General features: G+C 70.0%; 22 protein-coding genes. 7 read left to right on the forward strand and 15 right to left on the reverse strand.

What is annotated here, in order from left to right:
- Positions 1-157: 157 nt before the first annotated feature.
- From BLU22_RS07650 to upp, 4 genes are all read right to left on the reverse strand, one after another.
- Positions 158-1423 carry an Hsp70 family protein gene (locus BLU22_RS07650; RefSeq protein WP_090213371.1) on the reverse strand — a complete coding sequence of 422 codons (1266 nt, stop codon included), beginning with the start codon at positions 1421-1423 and terminating at the stop codon, positions 158-160.
- Between the two features lie 237 nt (positions 1424-1660).
- Positions 1661-2377 (reverse strand): VC0807 family protein, encoded by a 717-nt coding sequence (locus BLU22_RS07655; RefSeq protein WP_090213373.1) that lies wholly within the window; start codon positions 2375-2377, stop codon positions 1661-1663.
- Between the two features lie 108 nt (positions 2378-2485).
- Positions 2486-3484: a lysylphosphatidylglycerol synthase transmembrane domain-containing protein gene (locus BLU22_RS07660; RefSeq protein WP_090213374.1), complete on the reverse strand. Its 999-nt coding sequence runs from the start codon at positions 3482-3484 to the stop codon at positions 2486-2488.
- A gap of 187 nt (positions 3485-3671) precedes the next feature.
- The gene (gene upp, locus BLU22_RS07665) at positions 3672-4310 is read right to left on the reverse strand and encodes a uracil phosphoribosyltransferase (protein WP_090213376.1); all 639 of its coding nucleotides are present in this window, start codon (positions 4308-4310) and stop codon (positions 3672-3674) included.
- Between the two features lie 218 nt (positions 4311-4528).
- Between upp and BLU22_RS07670 the strand changes: the two genes are divergently transcribed.
- Positions 4529-5086: a hypoxanthine-guanine phosphoribosyltransferase gene (locus BLU22_RS07670; protein WP_090213377.1), complete on the forward strand. Its 558-nt coding sequence runs from the start codon at positions 4529-4531 to the stop codon at positions 5084-5086.
- A gap of 154 nt (positions 5087-5240) precedes the next feature.
- Here BLU22_RS07670 and dauA read toward each other — a convergent pair whose 3' ends face one another.
- From dauA to BLU22_RS07690, 4 genes are all read right to left on the reverse strand, one after another.
- Positions 5241-6980 (reverse strand): C4-dicarboxylic acid transporter DauA, encoded by a 1740-nt coding sequence (gene dauA / locus BLU22_RS07675; RefSeq protein ID WP_090213379.1) that lies wholly within the window; start codon positions 6978-6980, stop codon positions 5241-5243.
- 125 nt (positions 6981-7105) lie between these two features.
- On the reverse strand, positions 7106-7693 hold the full coding sequence (locus BLU22_RS07680) for a TMEM165/GDT1 family protein (protein WP_090216322.1): 588 nt from the start codon (positions 7691-7693) through the stop codon (positions 7106-7108).
- Between the two features lie 399 nt (positions 7694-8092).
- A complete protein-coding gene (locus BLU22_RS07685; RefSeq protein WP_090213381.1) occupies positions 8093-9091 on the reverse strand; it encodes a class I SAM-dependent methyltransferase in 999 nt (332 codons plus the stop codon).
- Between the two features lie 167 nt (positions 9092-9258).
- Positions 9259-10215 carry a 2-hydroxyacid dehydrogenase gene (locus BLU22_RS07690; RefSeq protein ID WP_090213383.1) on the reverse strand — a complete coding sequence of 319 codons (957 nt, stop codon included), beginning with the start codon at positions 10213-10215 and terminating at the stop codon, positions 9259-9261.
- Positions 10216-10391: 176 nt separating this feature from the next.
- On the opposite strand from BLU22_RS07690, the gene BLU22_RS07695 reads away from it, so the two are divergent.
- Both BLU22_RS07695 and BLU22_RS07700 read left to right on the forward strand, forming a co-directional pair.
- A complete protein-coding gene (locus tag BLU22_RS07695; protein WP_090213384.1) occupies positions 10392-11021 on the forward strand; it encodes a LysE family transporter in 630 nt (209 codons plus the stop codon).
- Between the two features lie 227 nt (positions 11022-11248).
- On the forward strand, positions 11249-12814 hold the full coding sequence (locus tag BLU22_RS07700) for a methyl-accepting chemotaxis protein (protein ID WP_090213386.1): 1566 nt from the start codon (positions 11249-11251) through the stop codon (positions 12812-12814).
- Between the two features lie 18 nt (positions 12815-12832).
- Here the strand turns inward: BLU22_RS07700 and BLU22_RS07705 are convergent, their stop codons facing one another.
- A complete protein-coding gene (locus tag BLU22_RS07705) occupies positions 12833-13720 on the reverse strand; it encodes an acyltransferase (RefSeq protein ID WP_090213387.1) in 888 nt (295 codons plus the stop codon).
- Between the two features lie 224 nt (positions 13721-13944).
- Between BLU22_RS07705 and BLU22_RS07710 the strand changes: the two genes are divergently transcribed.
- Together BLU22_RS07710 and BLU22_RS07715 are read left to right on the forward strand one after the other, a co-directional pair.
- Complete coding sequence (locus BLU22_RS07710; RefSeq protein WP_090213388.1) at positions 13945-14430, forward strand: FKBP-type peptidyl-prolyl cis-trans isomerase; 486 nt, start codon at positions 13945-13947, stop codon at positions 14428-14430.
- A 127-nt stretch (positions 14431-14557) separates the two neighbouring features.
- Positions 14558-15049, forward strand: coding sequence for a glutathione peroxidase (locus BLU22_RS07715; RefSeq protein WP_090213389.1), 492 nt, complete (start codon positions 14558-14560; stop codon positions 15047-15049).
- A 46-nt stretch (positions 15050-15095) separates the two neighbouring features.
- Here BLU22_RS07715 and cysZ read toward each other — a convergent pair whose 3' ends face one another.
- The 6 genes from cysZ to BLU22_RS07745 form a co-directional block, all read right to left on the reverse strand.
- Positions 15096-15851, reverse strand: coding sequence for a sulfate transporter CysZ (gene cysZ, locus BLU22_RS07720; protein ID WP_090213390.1), 756 nt, complete (start codon positions 15849-15851; stop codon positions 15096-15098).
- Positions 15852-15972: 121 nt separating this feature from the next.
- Entirely contained in the window at positions 15973-16314 is a 342-nt protein-coding gene (locus tag BLU22_RS07725; protein ID WP_090213391.1) for a HopJ type III effector protein, read from the reverse strand.
- Between the two features lie 202 nt (positions 16315-16516).
- The gene (gene folX, locus BLU22_RS07730) at positions 16517-16888 is read right to left on the reverse strand and encodes a dihydroneopterin triphosphate 2'-epimerase (protein WP_090213393.1); all 372 of its coding nucleotides are present in this window, start codon (positions 16886-16888) and stop codon (positions 16517-16519) included.
- Positions 16889-17458 (reverse strand): GTP cyclohydrolase I FolE, encoded by a 570-nt coding sequence (folE, locus tag BLU22_RS07735; protein WP_090213395.1) that lies wholly within the window; start codon positions 17456-17458, stop codon positions 16889-16891.
- A gap of 20 nt (positions 17459-17478) precedes the next feature.
- Positions 17479-18189: a dihydromonapterin reductase gene (folM, locus tag BLU22_RS07740; protein WP_090213396.1), complete on the reverse strand. Its 711-nt coding sequence runs from the start codon at positions 18187-18189 to the stop codon at positions 17479-17481.
- Positions 18190-18461: 272 nt separating this feature from the next.
- Positions 18462-18896 (reverse strand): thiol-disulfide oxidoreductase DCC family protein, encoded by a 435-nt coding sequence (locus BLU22_RS07745; protein WP_090213398.1) that lies wholly within the window; start codon positions 18894-18896, stop codon positions 18462-18464.
- Positions 18897-18987: 91 nt separating this feature from the next.
- On the opposite strand from BLU22_RS07745, the gene BLU22_RS07750 reads away from it, so the two are divergent.
- Complete coding sequence (locus tag BLU22_RS07750; RefSeq protein WP_090213400.1) at positions 18988-19953, forward strand: MerR family transcriptional regulator; 966 nt, start codon at positions 18988-18990, stop codon at positions 19951-19953.
- A gap of 535 nt (positions 19954-20488) precedes the next feature.
- Positions 20489-22195, forward strand: coding sequence for a methyl-accepting chemotaxis protein (locus BLU22_RS15385; protein ID WP_269457595.1), 1707 nt, complete (start codon positions 20489-20491; stop codon positions 22193-22195).
- The last annotated feature ends 109 nt before the right edge of the window (positions 22196-22304 follow it).

A 22304-nucleotide genomic window follows, 5' to 3' on the forward strand; every position in this document is an offset into this window, starting at 1 on the left:
CTGCTGCATTCTGGAGAAGTCGAGTACAGGCCGGGGGTGGTGCTGGGGTGCGCGGCGGCTCTGGCGTCAGGGTCTTGACGGATCGCGGTGCCGCTGTCGGGGTCCTTGTAGCACATTTTGTTTTTCCCGACAGGGTTTCGTCAGAGCTTGCCGCCGATCAGCCGTAGCGCTTGTGGGCCTCGATGGCCAGACCGCTGCCGATGCTGCCGAAGCGGTTGCCTTCCACCGCGCGGGCGTTGGGCAGCAGGCCGGCCACGCACTGGCGCAGGGCGGGAATGCCGCTGGAGCCGCCGGTGAAGAACAGGCTGTCGACCTGTTCGGGACGCACGCCGGCATCCTCCAGCAATCGTCCGATGCTGGCATTGATGCGGGTCAGCGACGGGGCGATGGCGGCGTCGAACAGCGGGCGGTCGAGGTCGGCGCGCAGGCCCGGCTCGATCCGCGCGAAGTCGATGCTGTGCCGCTCGCCGTCGGTGAGGGCGATCTTGCTGTCCTCCACCTGGATCGCCAGCCAGTGGCCGGCGCGCTGCTCGATCAGGCGCAGCAGGCGGTCGATGCCGGTGGGGTCCTGGATGTCGTAGCGCATGCTCTGCAGGGCCAGTTTCGATTTCTGCGCATAGACCGCGTTGATGGTGTGCCAGGTGGCCAGGTTGATGTGGTGGCTGGTGGGCATCGGCGCCTCGCTCTTCATCAGGCTGCCGTGGCCGAACAGCGGCATCACTCCGGCCAGGCTGAGCAGGCGGTCGAAGTCGGTGCCGCCGATGTGGATGCCGCCAGTGGCGAGGATGTCGCTCTGGCGCTCGGCGCGCAGGCGGCGCTCAGGGGACAGGCGCACCAGCGAGAAGTCCGAGGTGCCGCCGCCGATGTCGACGATCAGCACCAGTTCCTCGCGGTCCAGGGTGGACTCGTAGTCGAAGGCCGCGGCGATCGGCTCGTACTGGAAGGAGATGTCCTTGAAGCCCAGCTCGCGGGCGACCTGGGCCAGGGTGTCGGCGGCCTCGCGGTCGGCGGCCGGGTCGTCGTCGACGAAGAACACCGGACGGCCCAGTACCGCCTGCTCGAAGTCGCGGCCGGCGGCGGCCTCGGCGCGCTGCTTCAGTTCGCCGAGGAACAGGCCGAGGATCTGGGTGAACGGTAGGGCGCTACCCAGCACGGTGGTGGCGCTGCCCAGCAGCGGCGAGCCGAGCAGGCTCTTCAGCGAGCGCATCAGGCGCCCCTCGTAGCCGTCGAGGTATTCGCCGAGGGCCTGGCGGCCGAAGGCCGGGCGCTGCTCCTCGAAGTTGAAGAACAGCACCGAGGGCAGGGTGTCCTTGCCGTCCTCCAGGGCGATCAGGTTGCCGGCTCCGGGGCGCAGCCAGCCGACGGTGGAGTTGGAGGTGCCGAAGTCGATGCCGCAGGCGCGGGCAGGCGAGGCGAGGGTCATGGGAGGCGGCTCCGGGAAAAACGGCCGCGCATTCTATGCGAGAGCGGCGCCGAATGGGCGCCGCTCGGTCGTTTTCAGCGGACAATCCCATGCACTGGGCCGGGTGCGCTGCGCGCCGCGGGCCGCCGCGGTTGTGCGGTGGCTGTGGCGCCTTCGTTTGGTCCGGACTCCGGCAGGCGCCGACAGCTAGGGAGGGGCCGCAGCCCCGCAGCAGGCGGGTCGATGGGGCGGAGTGCCCTACGGCTTGTCGCGGTGCTGCGCGGCCATGATCTCCTCCAGGCCCAGCCCGGTGAGGTCGTGGATGGTGCGCCACAGGTAGTAGAGGATGCCCAGCATCATCAGCATCGAGGGGATGGCGATCATCGGGTAGCTGAGCAGGTTCATCCGCGCCAGCTCGGCGTTGAACGCCTCGCTGCCGGCCGGGCTGGTGACCAGCCAGCGGGCGAGGACGTAGTTCATCGCCGCGGAGAAGAAGAAGGTGCCGCTCAGCCAGTAGGTGGCGCGCAGCAGGCGGCGCTCGAAGGCCGCGCGCTGGCCGCGGGCCTCCAGCTGCGCCTGGATGCGCGCCACGTCGAGCACCTTGTCGTTGTACAGCAGGCTGTGGATCAGCGGCTTGCGGGTGCGCGCGGAGAACAGCACGGCCAGGCCGATGATCCCCGGGATGGTCGCCTCCTTGATCGCCAGCCAGCGGCTGTCCAGCTGCAGCAGGCCGATGCCGCCGGTGAGCAGCACGCTGGCCAGGCCGAGCAGGGCGATGAAGTTGAACTTGCGGTAGCGCAGCAGCTCGAAGGCGCCCCAGCCCAGCGGGAAGGCCAGCGCCAGCAGCAGCGCGCCGTCGGCGCCGAGGCGCTCGGGGCTGCTCAGCTTCATCAGCACCGCCGAGGGCAGCAGGATGCTCACCGCCAGGTCGATCAGCGGGCGCGGCTTGTGGGTGGGGCGGGGCGAGTCGGTCATGCTCTGGGTCTTGTCCGTCGAGGGCCCGGCGATGGCGGGCGAGGTGGTCTGCGGGCCGGTCGATGATAAGGCATTCGCGCCGGCGCCCGCGCACGATGCCGGCGGCGCTCAGTCGCGGCGGGGCGGGGCGAGCGGCGCGGCGTCGGCGTCCAGGTCGCGCTTGCGGTGCCACTGGCACCACTCGAAGCCCAGCACCACCAGCAGCGACAGGGCGAACGGCAGCAGCAGGTAGAGGGCGCGGAACACGATCAGCGCGGCCAGCACGTCGACCGCCGGTACCCCCGGCAGCGCGGCCATGAAGGTCACTTCCAGCACGCCGAGCCCGCCGGGGGCGTGGGAGAGCAGGGCCAGGGAGAAGGAGGCGAGGAAGGCGCCGAGCACCACCACATAGCCCGGATTGTGTTCGGCCGGCAGGACGAAGTAGATGATCGCCGCGGCGCACAGCAGCTCCAGCGGGCCGGCCAGCAGCTGGCGGCCGACGATGCCCAGGCGCGGGTATTCCACATGCAGCTTGCCCAGCGTCCAGGGCTTGAAGCGGCGCCAGGAGCCGAGCACGTAGAGGCCGATCAGCAGTAGCAGCAGCGTGCCGCTGGCCACCGAAACCGCCGGCGGCAGCTTGAGCATCTGCTCGACCAGCGGCGGGTGGAGGATCAGCACGCAGCCGCTGGCCAGCAGGGTGCCGAGGCCGAAGGTGAAGGAGCAGAAGACGATCAGCAGGCCGATCTCGTGGGGCGTCAGGCCCTTGCTGCGGTAGGCGCGGTAGCGCACCACCGCGCCGGAGAACACCGAGGCGCCGATGTTGTGGGCCAGGGCGTAGGTGGTGAAGGAGCACAGGGTGATGAAGCGCCAGGGAATCCGCTTGCCCAGGTGGGCCAGGGCGATGTGGTCGTACCAGGCCAGGGCGCAGTAGGCGCCCAGGGTCGCCGCGCTGGCCAGCAGCCAGCTCTGTCCCGAGATGGCCCTCAGGCTGCCGGCCACCTCGTTGAGGGAGACGTTGTGCAGCTCGTGATAGAGCAGGAAGCAGGACAGCACCACGGCGCCAAGACCGATCAGCGTCCAGAGCAGATCGCTGAGTTTCAGCTTCGGTTTGGCGGCTTGGGTGGACAATGGCAATCCCTCACTGGCGGAGTGGTTCGGGCACGACAGCCGGTCCCGCGGCGGGGCTGGCGATGGGTCCGGTGGCAGAGTGCCGCCCGGGCAGGTTGCGCAGTATCCCGAAGGCGTCCCTGCGGCTCAACCCGCGCCGATGGCGTGCTGTGTTACCGGGGATGTAGCCGGCGGGGCGCGGCGGCGATCAACTAGCCTTTTGTCGGGTGCCGAAGATCTTGTCGCCGGCATCGCCCAGGCCGGGAACGATGTAGCCATGGGCATCGAGGCGCTCGTCGATGGCCGCGGTATAGATGCGCACGTCCGGGTGGGCCGCCTCGACCGCCCGGATGCCCTCGGGCGCGGCGACCAGCACCAGGGCGCGGATCTCCTTGCAGCCGGCCTGCTTGAGCAGGTCGATGGTGGCGATCAGCGAGCCGCCGGTGGCCAGCATCGGGTCGACGATCATCGCCAGGCGGCGGTCGATCTCCGGCACCAGCTTCTCCAGGTAGGTCTGCGCTTCGAGGGTTTCCTCGTTGCGCGCCAGGCCGATGACGCTGACCTTGGCGCTGGGGATCAGGCTGAGCACGCCGTCGAGCATGCCGATGCCGGCGCGCAGGATCGGCACCACGGTGATTTTCTTGCCGGCGATGCGCTCGACCGGCACCTTGCCGCACCAGCCCTCGATGCTCGTCTCCTCCAGCGGCAGGTCCTGGGTGGCCTCGTAGGTCAGCAGCGCACCCAGCTCCTGGGCCAGCTCGCGGAAATTCTTCGTGCTGATGTCGGCGCGGCGCATCAGGCCGAGCTTGTGGCGGATCAGCGGGTGGCGAATTTCATGCACGGGCATGGCGGCGGGTCTCCGGCGGGAATGGGGGAAGGTGGCATAGAGTAAAGCATCCGCCGGCCGCTGGCCGCACGCCCCGGCGGACGCCGCTGCGCTCGTCCCCCGGCTATGGCGGGATCGTCGGCCGCGCCCGTCCGCCGAGGCTTGCCGGACGGGCGGCGGATCAGTACCTTTGCGCCCCTTTGCCTGCCCGCACGGGCCCATCTTTCCGGAGACCTGCCATGTCCGTCGATCTCGCTCACATTCGCCAGGTGATGGCGGAAGCCGACTGCCTGTACACCGCCGAGGAACTGGACGCCGCCATCGCGCGGATGGCCGGGGAGATCAACCGCGACCTGGCCGAGCGCGATCCGCTGGTGTTCTGCGTGATGAACGGCGGGCTGATCTTCGCCGGCAAGCTGCTGCCGCTGCTCGACTTCCCGCTGGAGCAGTCCTACCTGCACGCCACCCGCTACCGCGGCGAGACCAGCGGCGGCGAGCTGTTCTGGAAGGCCAAGCCGGAGCTGTCGATGGTCGACCGCGACGTGCTGATCGTCGACGACATCTTCGACGAGGGCCACACCCTGGCGGCGATCGTCGACTACTGCAAGCACGCCGGCGCCCGCGCGGTGCACACCGCAGTGCTGATCGACAAGGAGCACGACCGCAAGGCGCGCCCGGACATGAACGCCGACTACGTCGGCCTGCCCTGCATCGACCGCTACATCTTCGGCTACGGCATGGACTACAAGGGCTACTGGCGCAACGCGCCGGGGATCTTTGCGGTCAAGGGCATGTAAACGCACTGCCGCGAATGCCCACTGCGCGGCGGGCAGGCTGATGGCGGGAGTCTCGGCGTCATGGATGACGCCGTGAAGCCCCCATGGATGGGTTCACGGCGCCTCCCGTCGTCAGTTTGCCCGTTGCGCTTGCAGCGGGGGGCGCGCAGCTTTCCTATACGGATTCGCTGGCGACCGTCGAGTCCGACTTCTCCTCAAGCCAGCGCATGGCCTTGCCGCGCGCCTGGTCGAGGTTCTGCACGTAGGCCAGCTGCTGGCTGTGCAGGTGGATGCCGGCGCGGCGCAGCTGCAGGCGCACCCGCGAGCTGGTGCCGCTGAGCACCAGGCCCACGCCGTGGCGGCGGAACTCGCGCAGCACGGTGTCCAGCGCCGCCAGCGCGGTCATGTCCAGCAGCGGCACCGCGCTCAGGTCGACGATCACCACCTTCAGCCCCGGGGTGAAGCGGCACAGGGTGTTCAGTGCCTTCTCCGCCGCGCCGAAGAACAGCGGGCCGCGGATCGCGTAGGCGGCGACCTGCTCGGGCAGGTCGTGCAGCGCCTGGTGGAAGTGCCGCGGCAGCGGCGCGGTATCGGTCAGCGCGCTCATCTGGCGGATGAACAGCCCGGCGGCCAGCAGCAGGCCGGCGCCGACCGCCAGCACCATGTCGAAGGCCACGGTCAGCACCAGGCAGGTGAGCAGCACCAGCACGTCGCTGCGCGGGGCGATGCGCAGGGTGTGCAGCACATGGGGCGCCTCGGCCATGTTCCACGCCACCATCAGCAGCAGCGCGGCCAGCGCGGCCATCGGCAGGTAGCTGAACAGCGGCGCGAGCAGCAGCATGGCGGCCAGCACCACGCCGGCGTGGATCACCGCTGCCAGCGGCGAGAAGGCCCCGGCGCGCACGCTGGCGGCGGTGCGGGCGATCGCCGCGGTGGCGGTGATGCCGCCGAACAGCGGGGCGATCAGGTTACCCAGGCCCTGGCCGATCAGCTCGCCGTTGGAGTCGTGCTTGCTGCCGCTCATGCCGTCGGCGACCACCGCGCAGAGCAGCGATTCGATGGCGCCGAGCATGGCGATGGCCATCGCCGGGGCGAGCAGCTCGCGGATCAGCGCCAGGCTCAGCGGCGCGGCGTCCGGCAGTTGCCAGGGCAGGGCGAAGCCCGGCAGGTACGGCGGGATGCCGGCGTGGACGACGCCGTCCACCGTATAACTGAAGCGCTCGCCGAGGGTCGCCACCGACAGGCCGCCGAATTCCAGCAGCAGGCCGAGCAGGGTGCCGACCGCCAGCGCCGCCAGGTGCCCCGGCACCTTGGGCACCAGGCGCGGCCAGGCGATCAGCACGCCGAGGGTGGCGGCGGCGACCAGCGCATCGCCGGCATGGGCGGTTGGCAGGGCCAGCGCCAGGTCGTACATCTGCTCGGGGAAGTGGGTGGCGCTGCTGGCGACGCTGAGGCCGAGGGCGTCCTTGAGCTGCAGGCCGGCGATGACGATGCCGATGCCGGCGGTGAAGCCGAGGGTCACCGGGTAGGGCACGAACTGGATCAGCCGCCCGGCGCGCAGCAGGCCGAGGGCGATCAGGATCAGCCCGGCGAGCATGCTGCACAGCAGCAGGCCGGACAGCCCGTGCTGCTGGACGATCGGCAGGAGGATCACCACGAAAGCTGCGGTGGGCCCGGAGACGTTGAAGCGCGAACCGCCGCTCAGGGCGATCAGCGGCGCGGCGACCAGCACGGTGTACAGGCCGTGCTGCGGTGGCGCGCCGACCGCGATGGCCAGCGCCATGGCCAGCGGGATGGCGATGATGCCGACGGTCAGGCCGGCGAGGATGTCGCCGCGCAGCGCCTGGCGCGTGTAGCCGGCCCGGCGCGTCTGGCGCCAGGCAGTGAACAGTGGAATGCGCGCGAGGCGGGACATGCTGGTACTCCGTTGGATTCCCCCAGAGACCGAGAGGGTAAGCCGTCGGTCGCCATTCGGCTATCGGACGGAGGTGGAACGGCCGCGTCGGGGATGGGCGGAGTGCCGCCCATCCCCGCGGCGCCTCAGCCCAGCCAGCCGCTCAGCGTCGCGGCGTTCCAGGCGGCGTAGCCGGCCAGGGCGAGGAAGCACAGCGCGGCGATGCGGTGGATCAGGGTCAGCGGCAGCTTGTCGGCGGAGAAGTGCCCGGCCAGCACCACCGGCACGTTGGCGATCAGCATGCCCAGGGTGGTACCGATCACCACCAGCCAGAAGTGCGGGTACTGGGCGGCCAGCATCACCGTGGCGATCTGCGTCTTGTCGCCCATCTCGGCGATGAAGAAGGCGATGGTGGTGGTGAGGAACGGCCCGTAGCGCTTGAAGTGCGAGGCCTCCTCGTCCTCGTCGATGTGGTCGGGGATCAGCGTCCAGGCGGCCACGGCGAGGAAGCAGGCGGCGAGGATCCAGCTCAGGGTGGCCTCGCTGAAGAACGAGGCGACCCACTTGCCGATGGCGCCGGCGGCGAAGTGGTTGGCGACGGTGGCGACCAGGATGCCCCAGATGATCGGCCAGGGCCGGCGGAAGCGGGCGGCGAGCAGCAGGGCGAGGAGTTGGGTCTTGTCGCCGATCTCGGCGAGGGCGACCAGGCCGGTGGGGACGAACAGGGATTGCAGGGCTTCCATCGAGGATTCCAGAGGGGCGGGACAATGACGGCATGACACGCACAGCCTGCCCGCCCCGGGTCGGCTTGTGAGTGTCATGAGTCTTGTCGAACCGCGGCGCCGGGCGGGCCGGTGCGGGTTGTGCGCGCCATGGTCTGCGGACCAAGTGTGTTGACGCGTACGCCACCGAATCGCTCGGCGGCAGACTACTCCCTCAGGACGGGGCGCATTGTGCCCAAGCAGGGCGGGGTGGGCAAGGCGTAGGGTGTGGAAGTCTGGCGTGTGGAAAACGACCGCAGGCCTTTTCCAGCGCTTGCACGATGGCTGGAAGTCGCGGAGCGGGTTTTCCAGCCTGTGGGCCGCGTTGCCGCAGGGTGGACAAGGCTGCGCCGCTGCCCACCCTGCAGCAGGTTAGGCGCGCCGCGCCGAGTACACCCGGAAGCCGTCGCGCTCGGCCAGCACCGTACAGGGGCCGAGGTGCTGCTCGATCAGCGGCGCGTAGCGCAGGAAGCTGTTGGCCACCAGGCGCAGCTCGCCGCCGGGGCGCAGGTGGCGGGCGGCATCGCGCAGCAGCTGCTCGGTGGCCTGGTAGTCGGTGTGCACGCCCTGGTGGAACGGCGGGTTGCTGACGATGGCGGCCAGATCGTGCGGCGCATCGGCGATGCCACGCCCGGCGATGACTTCGCCGGCCAGGCCGTTGGCCGCCAGGGTCAGGCGGCTGCTGGCCACCGCGAAGGCGTCGACGTCGAGCAGATGCAGCGCACTGTGCCGATAGTGGCGCTGCAGCGCGGCGCCGAGCACTCCGGCGCCGCAGCCGAAGTCGAGCACCGCGCCTTCGGGCAGACCGTCCAGATGCTCCAGCAGCAGGCGCGAGCCGACGTCCAGGCGGCCGTGGCTGAACACGCCGGGCAGGCTGACCACCTGCAGCTCGCCATCCGTCGTGGCCACCGGATAGCGGCGTGCGAGGGTTTCCAGCTCCGGCGCCGCCGGCACCTGCTCGACCGTCACCTGCCACAGCTGGCAGTGGCGCGCACTGTCCAGCTTGCGCGGGCGGCCGAAGGGCTGCAGCTGCTTGGCCGCGCGCTCGATGCCGGCGCGCTTCTCGCCGACCAGATACAGCGGCGCGCCGGGCAGGCGCGCGGCCAGGGCGGCGAGCAGGTAGTCGGTCAGCTCGCGCGACTTGGGCAGGAACAGCACGGCGGCGGCGAACGCCTGCGCCGGCACCTGGGTGCCGAACTGGCAGCGCCCCGGATGGCGCGCGGCGACGGCGCTGTGCTCGTCCCAGTGCCAGCTCCAGCCATGGGCCTCAGGCAGCTCGCCGAGCAGGCCATCGGCCGGCAGGCCGGCGAGCAGCACTTTGCCTGCGAACAGTTCGGCCTGACGCAACAGCACTTCGCTACGCGGATCCATGGGCAATCTCCGGAACAAAAGGCGGGCAGATTAGGCAAAGCACGGACGGCTGGCAAACCCATGGCGGCGTCGGGAGGGCAGCGGCCGCAGGCCCGCTCCATCCGTGGGGTGCTGCGCCGCACTTTCCCGCTGCCGGCGCGGCCGTGAAACGCCGGCGGCGTTCCGTCCTACGACACCACGCGCATCGGCTCGCCGTTGAAGAAGGCCGCGGCGTTCTCCGCCAGCTGGGCGACGATGCGCTGGCGCGCCTCGCGGCTGCCCCAGGCGCTGTGCGGGGTGACGATCAGGCGCGGCACGTCCGGGGCGAGTAGCGGATTACCGTCCCTGGGCGGCTCGACGCCGAGCACGTCGCAGGCCGCGCCGCCCAGATGCCCGGCGCGCAGGGCGTCGGCCAGCGCCTGTTCGTCGACCAGCCCGCCGCGCGCGGTGTTGACCAGGAAGGCGCCAGGCTTCATCAGGGCGATCTCGCGCGCGCCGATCAGGTGGCGGGTCTGCTCGGTCAGCGGGCAGTGCAGGGTCAGCGTATCGACCTGCGGCAGCAGCTGGTCCAGCGGCAGGCGGCCATCGTGAGCGGGGCGGCCGGGCAGCAGGCCGAGCAGCACGCGCATGCCGAAGGCGCGCGCCAGCTGCGCCACCGCGCTGCCCAGCTCGCCGTGGCCTAGCAGGCCGAGGGTCTTGCCCTCCAGCTCGACGATGGGGAAGTCGAGCAGGCAGAACTGGCTGGCCTGCTGCCAGCGCCCGGCGCGTACCGCGCGCTGGTAGTCGGGCAGCGAGGTGGCCAGGGCGAGCAGCAGCATCAGGGTGTGCTGGGCCACCGAGGGCGTGCCGTAGCCCTGGCAGTTGCACACGGTAACGCCGTGGGCGCGGGCGGCGGCCAGGTCGACGTTGTTGGTGCCGGTGGCGGAGATCAGCACCAGGCGCAGTTCGGGGCAGGCGGCGAAGGTGGCGGCGTCCAGCGTCACCTTGTTGCTGATCGCCACCTGCGCGCCGGCCAGCCGCTCGGCCACCTGCTCGGCGGCGGTGTGGGCGTGCAGCACCAGTTCGTCGAAGCTGGCGCGCAGCGGCGCCAGGTCGAGGTCGCCGAGGTCGAGGGAGGGATGGTCGAGGAAGACGGCGCGGATCATGGACGGCTCCAGCAGGCGTGGGGGAGGGCGCCGGAGCGCCGGCGCGTTATCATCGCGCAGGCTAGCGCAAAGCCCTGCGCCCGGTCAGCCCGCGGCCGGCGCGCCTCCTGCGGCCCGCTCGCGTCGCTGTCGTCGGTGCGCCGCGCGCCCGGCCCTTTCCCCTGCAAGGAGTCTGCATGTACTGGACGGAATTTCTCACCGTGGCGCTGATCCATCTGCTCGCCGTGGCCAGCCCCGGGCCGGATTTCGCCGTGGTGATCCGCGAGAGCGTCAGCCACGGCCGACGCGCGGGGATCTGCACCGCGCTCGGGGTGGGCTGCGGGATTTCCCTGCACGTCGCCTACTCGCTGCTGGGCATCGGCCTGATCGTCGCGCAGTCGCTGACCCTGTTCACCCTGCTCAAGTGGCTGGCGGCGGGCTACCTGCTGTACATCGGCGTGCGCGCCCTGCGTGCCCGGCCGGCCGATCCGGCGCTGCTCGAAGCGCTGGGCGACGGCGCGGCGCGCAGCGGCCGCGGCGCCTTCGCCAGCGGCTTCCTGACCAATGCGCTGAATCCCAAGGCCACGCTGTTCTTCCTCTCGCTGTTCTCGGTGGTGATCGACCCGCACACCCCGCGCGCGGTGCAGGCCGGCTACGGGCTCTACCTGGCCTGCGCCACCGCGGCGTTCTTCTGCCTGGTGGCGCTGCTGTTCAGCCAGGCGCGGGTGCGCGCCGGGTTCATGCGCATGGGCCACTGGTTCGACCGGGCGATGGGCGCGGTGCTGGTGGCGCTGGGGCTGCGTCTGGCGTTCGGCGAGCTGGCCTGAGGCGCGGCCTCGAACGTTTTGCCGCCGCCGCGTCGTGGAGTACAGTCGGGCGGCTCATTAAGGCACGGGCATCGCGGCGGCCTACTGCCAAGGTGCCATGGCGCACCCCCGTCAAAGACGGCCTAATGAGTGGGAAAAGCATAAGAACAAGCCGATGACGGCCACCGCTCCGGCGCTCAGCGCGGGCGGGCGCGGCGGCCGTGGCGAGCACCCAGCGAGGTTCCCCCATGTCGTTCGAGGTTTTGCGCTCCCTTCTGCCCCGCTTCCTGCAGGGCATCGTCGCCGCCCTGCTGGCCGGCGCGCTGGCGCAGGGCTGGCTGCCCCTGTGGCTGTGTCTGCCGCTGCTCCTGCTGCTGCCCTGGGCGCCCGCGCTGCTGCGCCGTGGCGAGCGCGGGGTGGATGTCCACCAGCTGGCCCGCGAGCTGTCCCATTCGGTCAGCCACAACGCGCTGTCGGCGGCCGGCGTGGCCTACTCGGTGCAGCACCTGGCACAGAAGCTGGAGTCGCAGGTCGACTCGGCGGCGCGCATCGTCAACAGCGCCGAGGTGATGATCGCCACCGAGGCGCAGACCTCGGCGCTCAGCCGCCAGGCGGTGGAAGCCGCGCTCGAGGCGCGGCAGAGCAGCGATGCCGGGCGCCGGGTGCTGGGCGACACCATCGGCCGCATGCACCAGCTGCGCCAGCGCGCCGGCGCCAGCCGCGAACTGATCGAGGCGCTGAGCCGGCGCAGCGAGGAAATCCAGCGGGTCACCGCGGTGATCGAGGAGATCGCCAGCCAGACCAACCTGCTGGCCCTCAACGCGGCCATCGAGGCGGCGCGCGCCGGCGAGCACGGCCGCGGCTTCGCGGTGGTCGCCGGCGAGGTGCGCAGCCTGGCCGGACGCACCACCGCGGCGACCGCCGAGGTCGGCCAGATGATCGGCGAGATCCAGCGCCAGACCGCCGAGGTGGTCGAGCAGATCCGCCAGCTGTCCGGCGAGCTGGTCACCGGGGTCGGCGAGGTGGAGCGCGCCGGCCAGCACCTGGACAGCATCGCCGCGCTGGCCGCCGGGGTCGAGGAGCAGATCAGCGAGATCGCCGCCGGCTCGGACAACAACCGCCGCCAGCTCGGCAGCCTGTTCGAGGCGGTCGAGCAGGTGCGCCACGACCTGACGGCCAGCGACGAGCAGACCCGGCGCCTGGAGAGCGAGGCGGTGAAGCTGGAGGAACTGACCGAGACGATCAGCGAACAGCTCGCCGGGGTGGCGCTGGACGACTACCACCAGCGCGTCTACGACCTCGCCCGCGAAGGCGCGCAGGCCATCGCCCGGCAGTTCGAGGCGGCGGTCAAGAGCGGGCGGCTCAGCCTCGACGATCTGTTCGACCGCAACTACCAGCCGATCCCCGGCACCTATCCGCAGAAGTACCGCACGCGCTTCGACAGCTTCACCGACGAGGTCCTGCCGCGCATCCAGGAGCCGCTGCTGACGCGCCACGAGGGGGTGGTGTTCGCCATCGCCTGCACCCCGGAAGGCTATGTGCCGACCCACAACCAGGCCTTCGCAAAGGCGCCCACCGGCGACCGCCAGCTGGACATGGTGCACAGCCGCAGCAAGCGGCTGTTCACCGACCGTACCGGCATCCGCTGCGGCAGCCACCAGCAGCCGCTGCTGATGCAGACCTACACCCGCGATACCGGCGAGCTGATGCACGACCTGTCGGTGCCGATCTACATCCACGGCCGCCACTGGGGCGGGCTGCGCCTGGGCTATCGCCCGGAGGGCAGCGTGGCGGCGCCGGCCGCGGTGGCCTGAGCCGGCGGGGCGCTACGCTCAGGCCTCGGCGGCCTGCTGCAGCGCCTGCAGGCGGGCGTCCTTGGCGGCCCAGAGCTGGTTGAGCCACTGCTGGAACTGCAGCCGGTAGGCCTCGTCGCCGGCGTAGTCGCGGCCGAGGAATTCCTCGGGAATCGTCCGCGCCTCGATCCGTACCTCGACCCGGCGCACCCGCCCGGCCAGCAGGTCGACGAAGCGCGGGCGACCGTCGGGGTAGTGCAGGGTGACGTCGACCAGCCCCCGCAGCTGCTCGCCCATGGCGTCGAGGGCGAAGGCCAGGCCGCCGGCGCGCGGGCGCAGCAGGTGGCGGTAGGGCGACTGCTGGTCGCGCTGCTTAGCGGCGCTGAAGCGGGTGCCCTCGACGAAGTTGAAGATCGCCACCGGCACGCCGCGCAGCCGAGCGCAGGCGCGCCGCGTGGTGGCCAGGTCTTCGCCGCGCTTCTCCGGGTGGCGCTCCAGGTAGGCGCGCGAGTGGCGCTGCATGAACGGGAAGTCCAGCGCCCAGCAGCACAGGCCGATCACCGGCAGCCAGATCAGCTCGCGCTTGAGGAAGAAGCGCAGCATCGGCAGGCGGCGGTTGAACACCCCCTGCAGGACGAGGATGTCCACCCAGCTCTGGTGGTTGCTGATCACCAGGCAGCTGTCGTCCGGGCCGCTGGCCAGCGGGCCCTCGACGCGGACCCGGCAGCGGCCCAGGTGACGCATCCACAGGCCGTTGCCGGCGATCCAGGCCGCGGCGATGCCGCCCATGGCCCGGCGCAGGCGGCGTTGCAGGGGCGCCGTGCGCAACAACGGCTTGAGCAGGGCGAGGGCCAGCAGCGGCCAGCACCACAGCAGGGTATTGAGCACCAGCAGCAGACCGGCCGGCAGGGCGCGCAGGAACAGCATCGTCGGACCTCTCGCAGGCGCCGCGGCGCAGGGCCGCGGCAGGCAGGGGCGGCGATGATACTGCAGGCCCCGCGGCGCGGGCAGTCGGCGGCGGCGAACCGTCGGATGGCGGGACGCCGCGCCCGGCGGGCGGAGCGTCGACGGCCATCCGTCCAGCTCCGGGTCGCTTTCGCCTCGGTGGCAACGTAAAATCAGCCTTCATTCCACGCACAAGGTGCAACACCATGCAGATTGCGGCCAACACGGCGGTATCCATCGACTACACCCTGACCAACGAGAACGGTGAGGTCATCGACAGCTCCGCCGGCGGCGCGCCGCTGGTCTACCTGCATGGCGCCGGCAACATCATCGTGGGTCTGGAGAAGGCGCTCGAAGGCAAGCAGGCCGGCGACGAGCTGGACGTGACCATCGAGCCGGAAGACGCCTACGGCGACTACAACGTCGAGCTGGTCGCGGTGCTCAACCGCGCCATGTTCGAGGGCGTCGACCAGCTCGAAGTAGGCATGCAGTTCCACGCCTCGGCGCCGGACGGCGGCATGCAGATCGTCACCATCCGCGACCTGGAAGGCGACGACGTGACCGTCGACGGCAACCACCCGCTGGCCGGCCAGCGCCTGAACTTCAAGGTCAAGGTGGTCAACGTGCGCGAGGCCCAGGCCGAAGAAATCGCCCATGGCCACATTCACGGCGAAGGCGGTCACCACCACTGATCCGGCGGCGTGCGTGCCCCGCGCGGGCCGGCACGCCTGCTAAGCTGGTGAGCGAGGGGTGCCCCGGCCACAGGCGGGGGCACCCCTCGGTACGTTCATTTTCCGAGTTGCATGGAGCCATGCGTCGATGAGTCTGTTTCACGAGCTGACCCTGAAGTCCCTGGATGGACAGGATCTGCCGCTTGCGCCGCTCAAGGGCAAGGTGGTGCTGGTGGTCAACGTCGCCTCCAAGTGCGGCCTGACCCCCCAGTACGCGGGGCTGGAGCATCTCTACCAGCAGTACCGCGAGCGCGGTTTCAGCGTGCTGGCCCTGCCCTGCAACCAGTTCGCCGCCCAGGAGCCGGGCAGCGAGGCGGAGATCCGCGAGTTCTGCAGCCTCAACTATGGCGTGAGCTTCCCGATCAGCGCCAAGGTCGAGGTCAACGGCCCCGGCCGTCATCCGCTGTATCTGCTGCTGGCCGGCGAGGGCGCCGAGTTTCCCGGCGAGATCACCTGGAACTTCGAGAAGTTCCTCGTCGGCCCCGACGGCCGCGTGCTGGAGCGCTTCTCGCCGCGTATCGCGCCGGAGGATGCGCCGCTGGTGCAGGCCATCGAGAAGGCCCTGGCCGCCCTGGCCTGAGCCTCCCCCTGCCGGGTCCGCCCGGCTTGCCTTCGCGGGCCGGGCCTCAGCGCCGCTCCTGCGCCAGCCGCGCCTGGCCTTCCTCGCGTACCCAGAACACCGTCGCTCCGGCCACCGCGGCCGGCATCAGCAGCACGTTGAGCCCCGGCACCAGCAGCGCGGCGTAGGTCGCGCCGCCGAAGCCCAGGCTCTGCCAGCGCTTCTCGCGCAGCCAGGCGAGCATGCCGTCCCAGCTCATCTTGTGGTTGTCGGCCGGGTAGTCGATGTACTGCACCGCCATCATCCAGGCGCCGAACAGCAGCCACAGCGGCGCGGCCAGCAGGTTCAGGCCGGGAATCAGCGACAGCGCCAGCAGGCCCAGCGCCCGCGGCAGGAAGTAGGCCAGCTTGCGCAGCTCGCGGCCCAGGGTGCGCGGAATCATCGCCAGCAGCTCGCTCCAGTGGAACGGCGGCGCGCTGTCGTGGCCGCGCACCACCGACTCGACTTTCTCGGCGAGAAAGCCGTTGAACGGCGCGGCGATCAGATTGGCCAGCAGGGTGAAGCTGAAGAACATGATCAGCAGCACCAGGGCGACGAACAGCGGCCACAGCAGGTATTCGAGAAAGCTCAGCCAGGCCGGCAGGCTGGGCATCAGGCTTTCGACCCAGCCGCCGAACTGCCGGGTGGCGAGGGCGATCAGGGCGACGAACAGCAGCAGGTTGATGAGCAGCGGCAGCAGCACGAACAGGCGCAGGCCGGGCCGCAGGATCAGGCGCAGGCCCTCGCCGAGGTGACCGGGGCCGGACAGCAGTGGGATAGGCATGGGGATCTCCATCGATGCGACGCCGCGCACCTTAGCATGGCGCGGCGCGGCTCACCGATGGCGGCGGATGGCCAGACCCGTCGCGGCACGCGCGACAGGTCCGCTCCGCGCGGAGGTGGTCTCAGGCCTTGCGCTGCAGCGGCGGCGCGGCGAAGCGCACGCCGGCCAGACCGCTCCGTTGCAGGGCGCGTATGTTGGCGTGGTCGCTGCCCTCGGGGCTGGCCAGCACGCTGCGGTAGTGCTCGCCGAAGCCCAGCAGGGTTTCCTCCAGGCTCAGGCCTTCGAGCAGGGCCAGGCCGAGCAGCTTGCAGGAGCCTTCGTTCTGCCCGGCGGCGCTCGCCACGCCGCCGTTGTCGAAGGGCTGCGGCTGGTAGTCGTAGTGGGCGGCGATGAACGCCAGGGTGTCGGCGAAGGGATGGTCGGGGCGGCGCAGGGCGGCGCGGAAGTCGTTCAGGGCGGTCATGACGGCTCGCAGGGCAGGGGCGGAAAGGAGGGCGCGATCATAAGAGTCGCGGCCGGGCGGAGCAACGCGCGCCGGCCGGGCCTGACAAACCGATCAGAGCGGTGCACCCCGGCGGGAGGCCCGCCCCTTGCTGTTCCCGGCGCCGACGCGCTCCCGCCGGCTGCGCGGTGTGCCCGGCCGCGGACGCGGCGGGCAGGAGAGGTCAGCGATGGCTGGCGAGGGTGATCGACACCGACTCGGCGAAACGCAGGGCGTGCGGCTTGTCCACTTCCACCTCGGCGTACTGCACGCTGGGGTGGGCCATGACCAGGTCGAGGATCTCCTGGGTCAGGCGTTCGAGCAGGGCGAAGCGGTTTTCCTCGACATGGCGGATGATCGCCTTGGTGATGGTGCGATAGTTCAGCGCCTGGTCGATATCGTTGCCCTGCACCGCTTCCTGCGCCGGGTAGAGGATGGTCAGGTTGATCAGCACGTCCTGCTTGTTGAGGATTTCCTCCTCCTTGATGCCGATGAAGGTGCGCAGGCGCAGGTCCTTGACGCGGATGCGCGCCATGCCGGGTTCCAGTCTGGGCATTTACTTGCTCCGTCCGATCAGCTGGAGGAATTCCTGGCGGGTGTTCACCGACTCGCGGAACGCGCCGAGCATCACCGAGGTGTTCATCACCGAGTTCTGCTTCTCCACCCCGCGCATCATCATGCACATGTGCTTGGCCTCGATCACCACGGCCACGCCGGCGGCGTCGGTGACGCTCTGGATCGCCTCGGCGATCTGCCGGGTGAGGTTCTCCTGGATCTGCAGGCGGCGGGCGAACATGTCGACGATGCGCGCCACCTTGGATAGGCCGAGCACCTTGCCGGTGGGGATGTAGGCGACGTGGGCCTTGCCGATGAACGGCAGCAGGTGGTGCTCGCACAGCGAGTACAGCTCGATGTTGCGGACGATCACCATCTCGTCGTTGTCGGAGGCGAACAGCGCGCCGTTGACGATCTCGTCCAGCGACTGCTCATAGCCGCGGCACAGGTACTGCATGGCCTTGGCGGCGCGCTTGGGCGTGTCGAGCAGGCCTTCGCGCTCGGGGTTCTCGCCGAGGCCGACCAGGATCTCGCGGTAGTTGTGGGTGATTTGCGACAGTTGATCGCTCATGTTCGATTCCTCAGGGCCGTTCACCGGACGTGACGGCCGCCGTTGACGCACAGGCTGGTGCCGGTGACGTAGGGGTTGTCCAGCAGGTAGCGCAGGCTCTGGTAGACGACGTCCGGGCCCGGCTCGATACCCAGGACCGACTTGGCCAGGGTCTTCTCGCGGTAGGCGACGTCGTCGTGGTCGTGGAACATCACCAGCGCCGGGGCGATGGCGTTGACCTTGATATGCGGCGCGAACTGCGCGGCGAACGACAGGGTCATGTTCTCCAGTCCGGCCTTGCTCGCGCAATAGGCGACGCGGTTGGCGCTGCCGCGGCGCACCACATCGTCGGTGATGTGCACGATGTCGGCCGGCGCCGAGCGCTCCAGCAGTTCGCGGCAGTGCAGGTTGATCAGGTAGGGGGCCAGCATGTGCACGCTGACCATCCGGGTGAAGGCCTCGGCCTCGCGGCCCGGCTCCTCGCGCAGCCAGTCCGAGGCGTTGTGGACGATGGCGCGCAGGCGCTCGGTGTGCTGCTTGAGGCGTCCGACGAAGTCGAGGATGCCCGCCTCGCCGGAGAAGTCGGCGGCCAGGGTCAGCGCGCCGCGCTCGCGCAGCTCGTCGAGCGCCGGGCGCTCGGTGCGGTAGCTGACGATCAGCGGCTGGCCGTCGTCGAGCAAGCGCCGGGCGCAGTGCAACCCGACCCGCTGGCTGGCGCCGGTAATCAGGATGGGGGCGGGGGACTGGCTCATGGGGCGCCTCGCTGGAAAGGGTGGGTTCAGCGGCAGTGCCGCCGGGTACCTGACAAGTGTTTGAACGGCACGCCGACTGAACCGTGGATAAAGTTATACCAGAGATAACTTTTGTACAACCATGCGTGTCGTGTGGTTAAGTGCGCGCCGCCAGTAAAATCGCTGCATGGCCCGCAGGGTAAGGGTTTCAGGCGGCGCGGCAGCGTCGGTCGGCAGGCTTGTGAAGCTGTACGATGCGAATTTTTTTGTACAGGAATGGCGGCAGGGACGCTTCAGGGTTTCTCGTCGCGGCGTGGCGGCAGGGCGCAGCCGTCCTGCCGGCAGCGCGCCGCGCCGTCCGGGTGCGGCAGCCAGTCCAGGTGCGGGCGCAGGCGGCAGAACAGCCGGTAGACCGGCTCCAGCGCGCGGCGCAGCCCGCACCAGCGCAGCAGCAGGGCCAGGCGTTCGAGGCCGGCGGCGCGCCAGCTCCAGTAGGTGGCGTCCAGGCCGCTGACCCAGCGTCCGTCGGCGAAGCGCGCATGCAGGCGCGCCTGCAGCGTGGCCCGGTCCGGCTCGCCGGCGGCGCTGGCGAAGTCGGGGGCGGCGATATCGACCAGCTGCAGACGCTGCGGCGAAGCGCGGCGGCGCAGCGCGACGATCTCGCGGGCGCACAGCGGGCAGTCGCCGTCGTAGTAGAGGGTCAGGGGCCAGGCAGGATGCTCGGACATGGCGGATTTCCTTGTACAGGGTTTGTACGATTTAAGCGCTCCGGGGCCTGGGTTACAATCGGCGCATCGATTTCGCCGCCAATGGCCCACCATGTCCGAATTTCCCCTTGCTGCGCCCGGTGCGCCCCAGCCCTCCCGGCAGGACGAGCTGTATCCGATTCGTGAGGTTTCCCGCCTGACCGGCGTCAATCCGGTCACCCTGCGAGCCTGGGAGCGACGCTACGGGCTGATCCAGCCGACCCGCACCGACAGCGGCCACCGGCTCTACTCGCTGGCCGACATCGAGGCGGTGCGCAGCATCCTGGCCTGGATCGAGCGCGGCGTGGCGGTCAGCAAGGTCGGCAAGATACTCGCGCGCAGCGCCGCCCCGGAGCCGCCCCGCGAGGCGCGCGAGACGCCGGCCTACGCCGATATCGCCGCCGGCGAATGGGGCGAGTGGCAGGCGCGCCTGCGCGCGGCGGTGGCGGCCTTCGACGACGGGCAGCTGGAGCGCCTGTACGGCCAAGTGTTCTCCACCTATCCGCTGGCGGTGGCCTTCCAGGATGTGCTGCTGCCGGTCTGGCAGGCCCTGCTGCTGCGCCAGGACGGTTTCGGCCAGACCAGCGAGTGGCTGTTCCTCGACAGCTTCCTGCGCGCGCGGGTGCTGCAGCGCCTGCTGCTGTGCCGCGGCCAGGGCGAGGCGCGGGTGCTGCTGGCGCCGCTGCCCGGTCACCGCCACGAGTTGGAGCTGCTGGTCTGTGGCCTGTTGCTGGCCGGCAGCGACCTGGCGGTCACCCCGCTGGGCCTCGGGCAGCCGTTCGACGAGCTGCCACTGATCTGCGAGAAGCGCCAGCCGCAGGCGCTGGTGCTGTTCTCCCACTGCCCGCCCGACGCCGAGTTGGGCCGCCAGCTCGGCCGGCTGAGTCTGGCGGTGGACTGCCCGCTGGCGCTGGCCGGCGAAGTCGCCGAGCTGGCCGGCGAAGGGCTGAGCGGCACGCCGGTGGCGAGCCTGGGCAGCGACGGGCAGCTGATGCCGCGCCGCCTGCGCCAGCTGCTGGCCGGACGTCTGGATACCTGAGTCGAGACGCAGGTTTTGCCGTCATGCTGTGGCGGCAGGGCTTGTCAGGGGTGGGATTATCTTGTACAAAAGCTGTACATGATTGCTGCGGCGTATAGCGAACCCTCTCCTCGCATCCGCCGAACCACCCCCTGCGCACTCCGGCAGCCGCCTCCCCTGAACCTTTGGCTGCCGGATTTTTTTGTCCGGCGTTTGCCCGGGCGGTCTGCGGCCATGCGCCGGTTCTGCGCTGCCGACCGCGACGACATATTCATGTCGGATGCTCTATGTATCCTGCAAACGTCTTAGGGATCGTTCTGTCCCTATCGCTATAATGCCCGCGTCATTTTCCGGTCATGCCCTGCTCGGCATTCTTCTGCGCTCCAGGCAATCTTCTGCAGGGGGCGTCGATATGTCTGCGCAGACTATATTCGGCAGCGAGGAATCTGGCGGCGCCGGCTTGGCATGTTTCCCGTTGTGTAATTCTCGGTATTTCATCCGCTGGAATATGCTGTGCTGGCGTCATATATGTATTGATGATGAATAAGGAGTTCACGTGGAATGGTTTAAACGACAGAAAATCGGCACCAAGCTGATCTGCGGTTTTATGCTGGTCGCGCTGATCGGTGCATTCATCGGCCTGCAGGGCATCCTCAAGGCGGCGCAGATGAACGAGCTGGCCACGCGGATGTATGAGCGCGAAGCCACCGGCATCCGCCACTCGGCGGAGTCGAACATCCAGTTCATGGCCGCCAACCGGGCGATCCGTAACGCCATCCTGGCCACCTCCAGCGCGGATCGGCAGCGTTTCCTCGCCGATCTGGACGAACGCCTGGCGCGGATGCAGCGCGAAATGGACCTGGCCGATGAAACCTTCTACTCCGACGCCGGCAAGGCGCTGGTGGCCGAGACCTACAAGGCGCAGGAAGAATATCGGCGTGTCGTCGCCGAGATCGTCCAGCGCCTGCAGCAGGAAGAGGTCAGTGCCCAGCGCGACTCGGTCGACTACCTGTTCCGCGTGGCGCGGCCCATCGCCGAGGAAGCCGACAACCTGATGAGCCAGCTGGTCGAGTTCAAGGCCAATAACGCGGCTCGCGCGGCCGAGCAGACCCAGTCCATCTATTCCGGCATCCGCCTGCTGCTGATCAGCCTGACCCTGGCCGGCGTGCTGGTCGGCGTGCTGATCGGCGTGCTCCTCACCCGCAGCCTGACCCGCCAGCTCGGCGGCGAGCCGGCCGAGGTGGCCGACCTGGCCAGCCGCATCGCCGCCGGCGACCTGACCGGCCGCCTCGACGCCGCGCAGGCCCGGCCGGGCAGCGTGATGTATGCGATGAACCAGATGCAGGCCGCGCTGAGCCGGGTGGTCGGTTCGGTGCGCGCCAGCAGCGACAGCATCGCCACAGGTTCCGCGCAGATCGCCTCCGGCAACGCCGACCTGTCCTCGCGCACCGAGCAGCAGGCCGCCTCCCTGGAGGAGACCGCGGCGAGCATGGAGGAGCTGACCTCCACGGTGAAGCAGAACGCCGACAACGCCCGCCAGGCCAGCGCGCTGGCCAACGACGCCTCGGCGACCGCCGACCATGGCCGCGAGGTGGTGCACCAGGTGGTCGACACCATGCAGGGCATCAACGACAGCTCGCAGCGCATCGCCAACATCATCAACGTGATCGACTCGATCGCCTTCCAGACCAACATCCTCGCCCTCAACGCCTCGGTGGAGGCGGCGCGCGCCGGCGAGCAGGGCCGCGGCTTCACCGTGGTGGCCAGCGAGGTGCGCAACCTGGCCAGCCGCAGCGCCGAGGCGGCGCGCGAGATCAAGACCCTGATCGAGGAGTCCGGGCGCCGCGTGCAGGACGGCACCAAGCTGGTCGAGCAGGCCGGCAAGACCATGGGCGATGTGGTCGGTGCGGTACGCCGGGTCACCGACATCATCGACGAGATCTCCGCCGCTTCCCAGGAGCAGAGCGAGGGCATCGGCCAGGTCAACACCGCCGTAGCGCAGATGGACCAGGTGACCCAGCAGAACGCCAGCCTGGTGCAGGAAGCCTCGGCCGCCTCGGCCTCGCTGGCCGAGCAGGCGCAGAAGCTGCAGGAAGCGGTGGCAGTGTTCCGTCTCAGCGACAGCCAGCCGACGCGTCCCGCGAGCGCGCCGCGCACTGTCGCCAGTCGCCCGCAGGCAGCGGCGGCCGCTGCCGCTCCAGCCCCGCGCCCGGCTCCTGCCCGCACAGCCAGCGTCGACGAGGGGGAGTGGGAAACCTTCTGAGTCGCCAAGTAGCAGTTGCCCCCCTCTCGCCCGGCGAGAGGGGGCCTGCTCCCGCCCGCCCGCGGCTGTCCGGTCGCAGGCACCCTGCTGCGTAGTTCGCGCGAACAGC

This window comes from Pseudomonas guangdongensis, from assembly GCF_900105885.1.
In the GTDB taxonomy this organism is placed as follows: domain Bacteria; phylum Pseudomonadota; class Gammaproteobacteria; order Pseudomonadales; family Pseudomonadaceae; genus Geopseudomonas; species Geopseudomonas guangdongensis.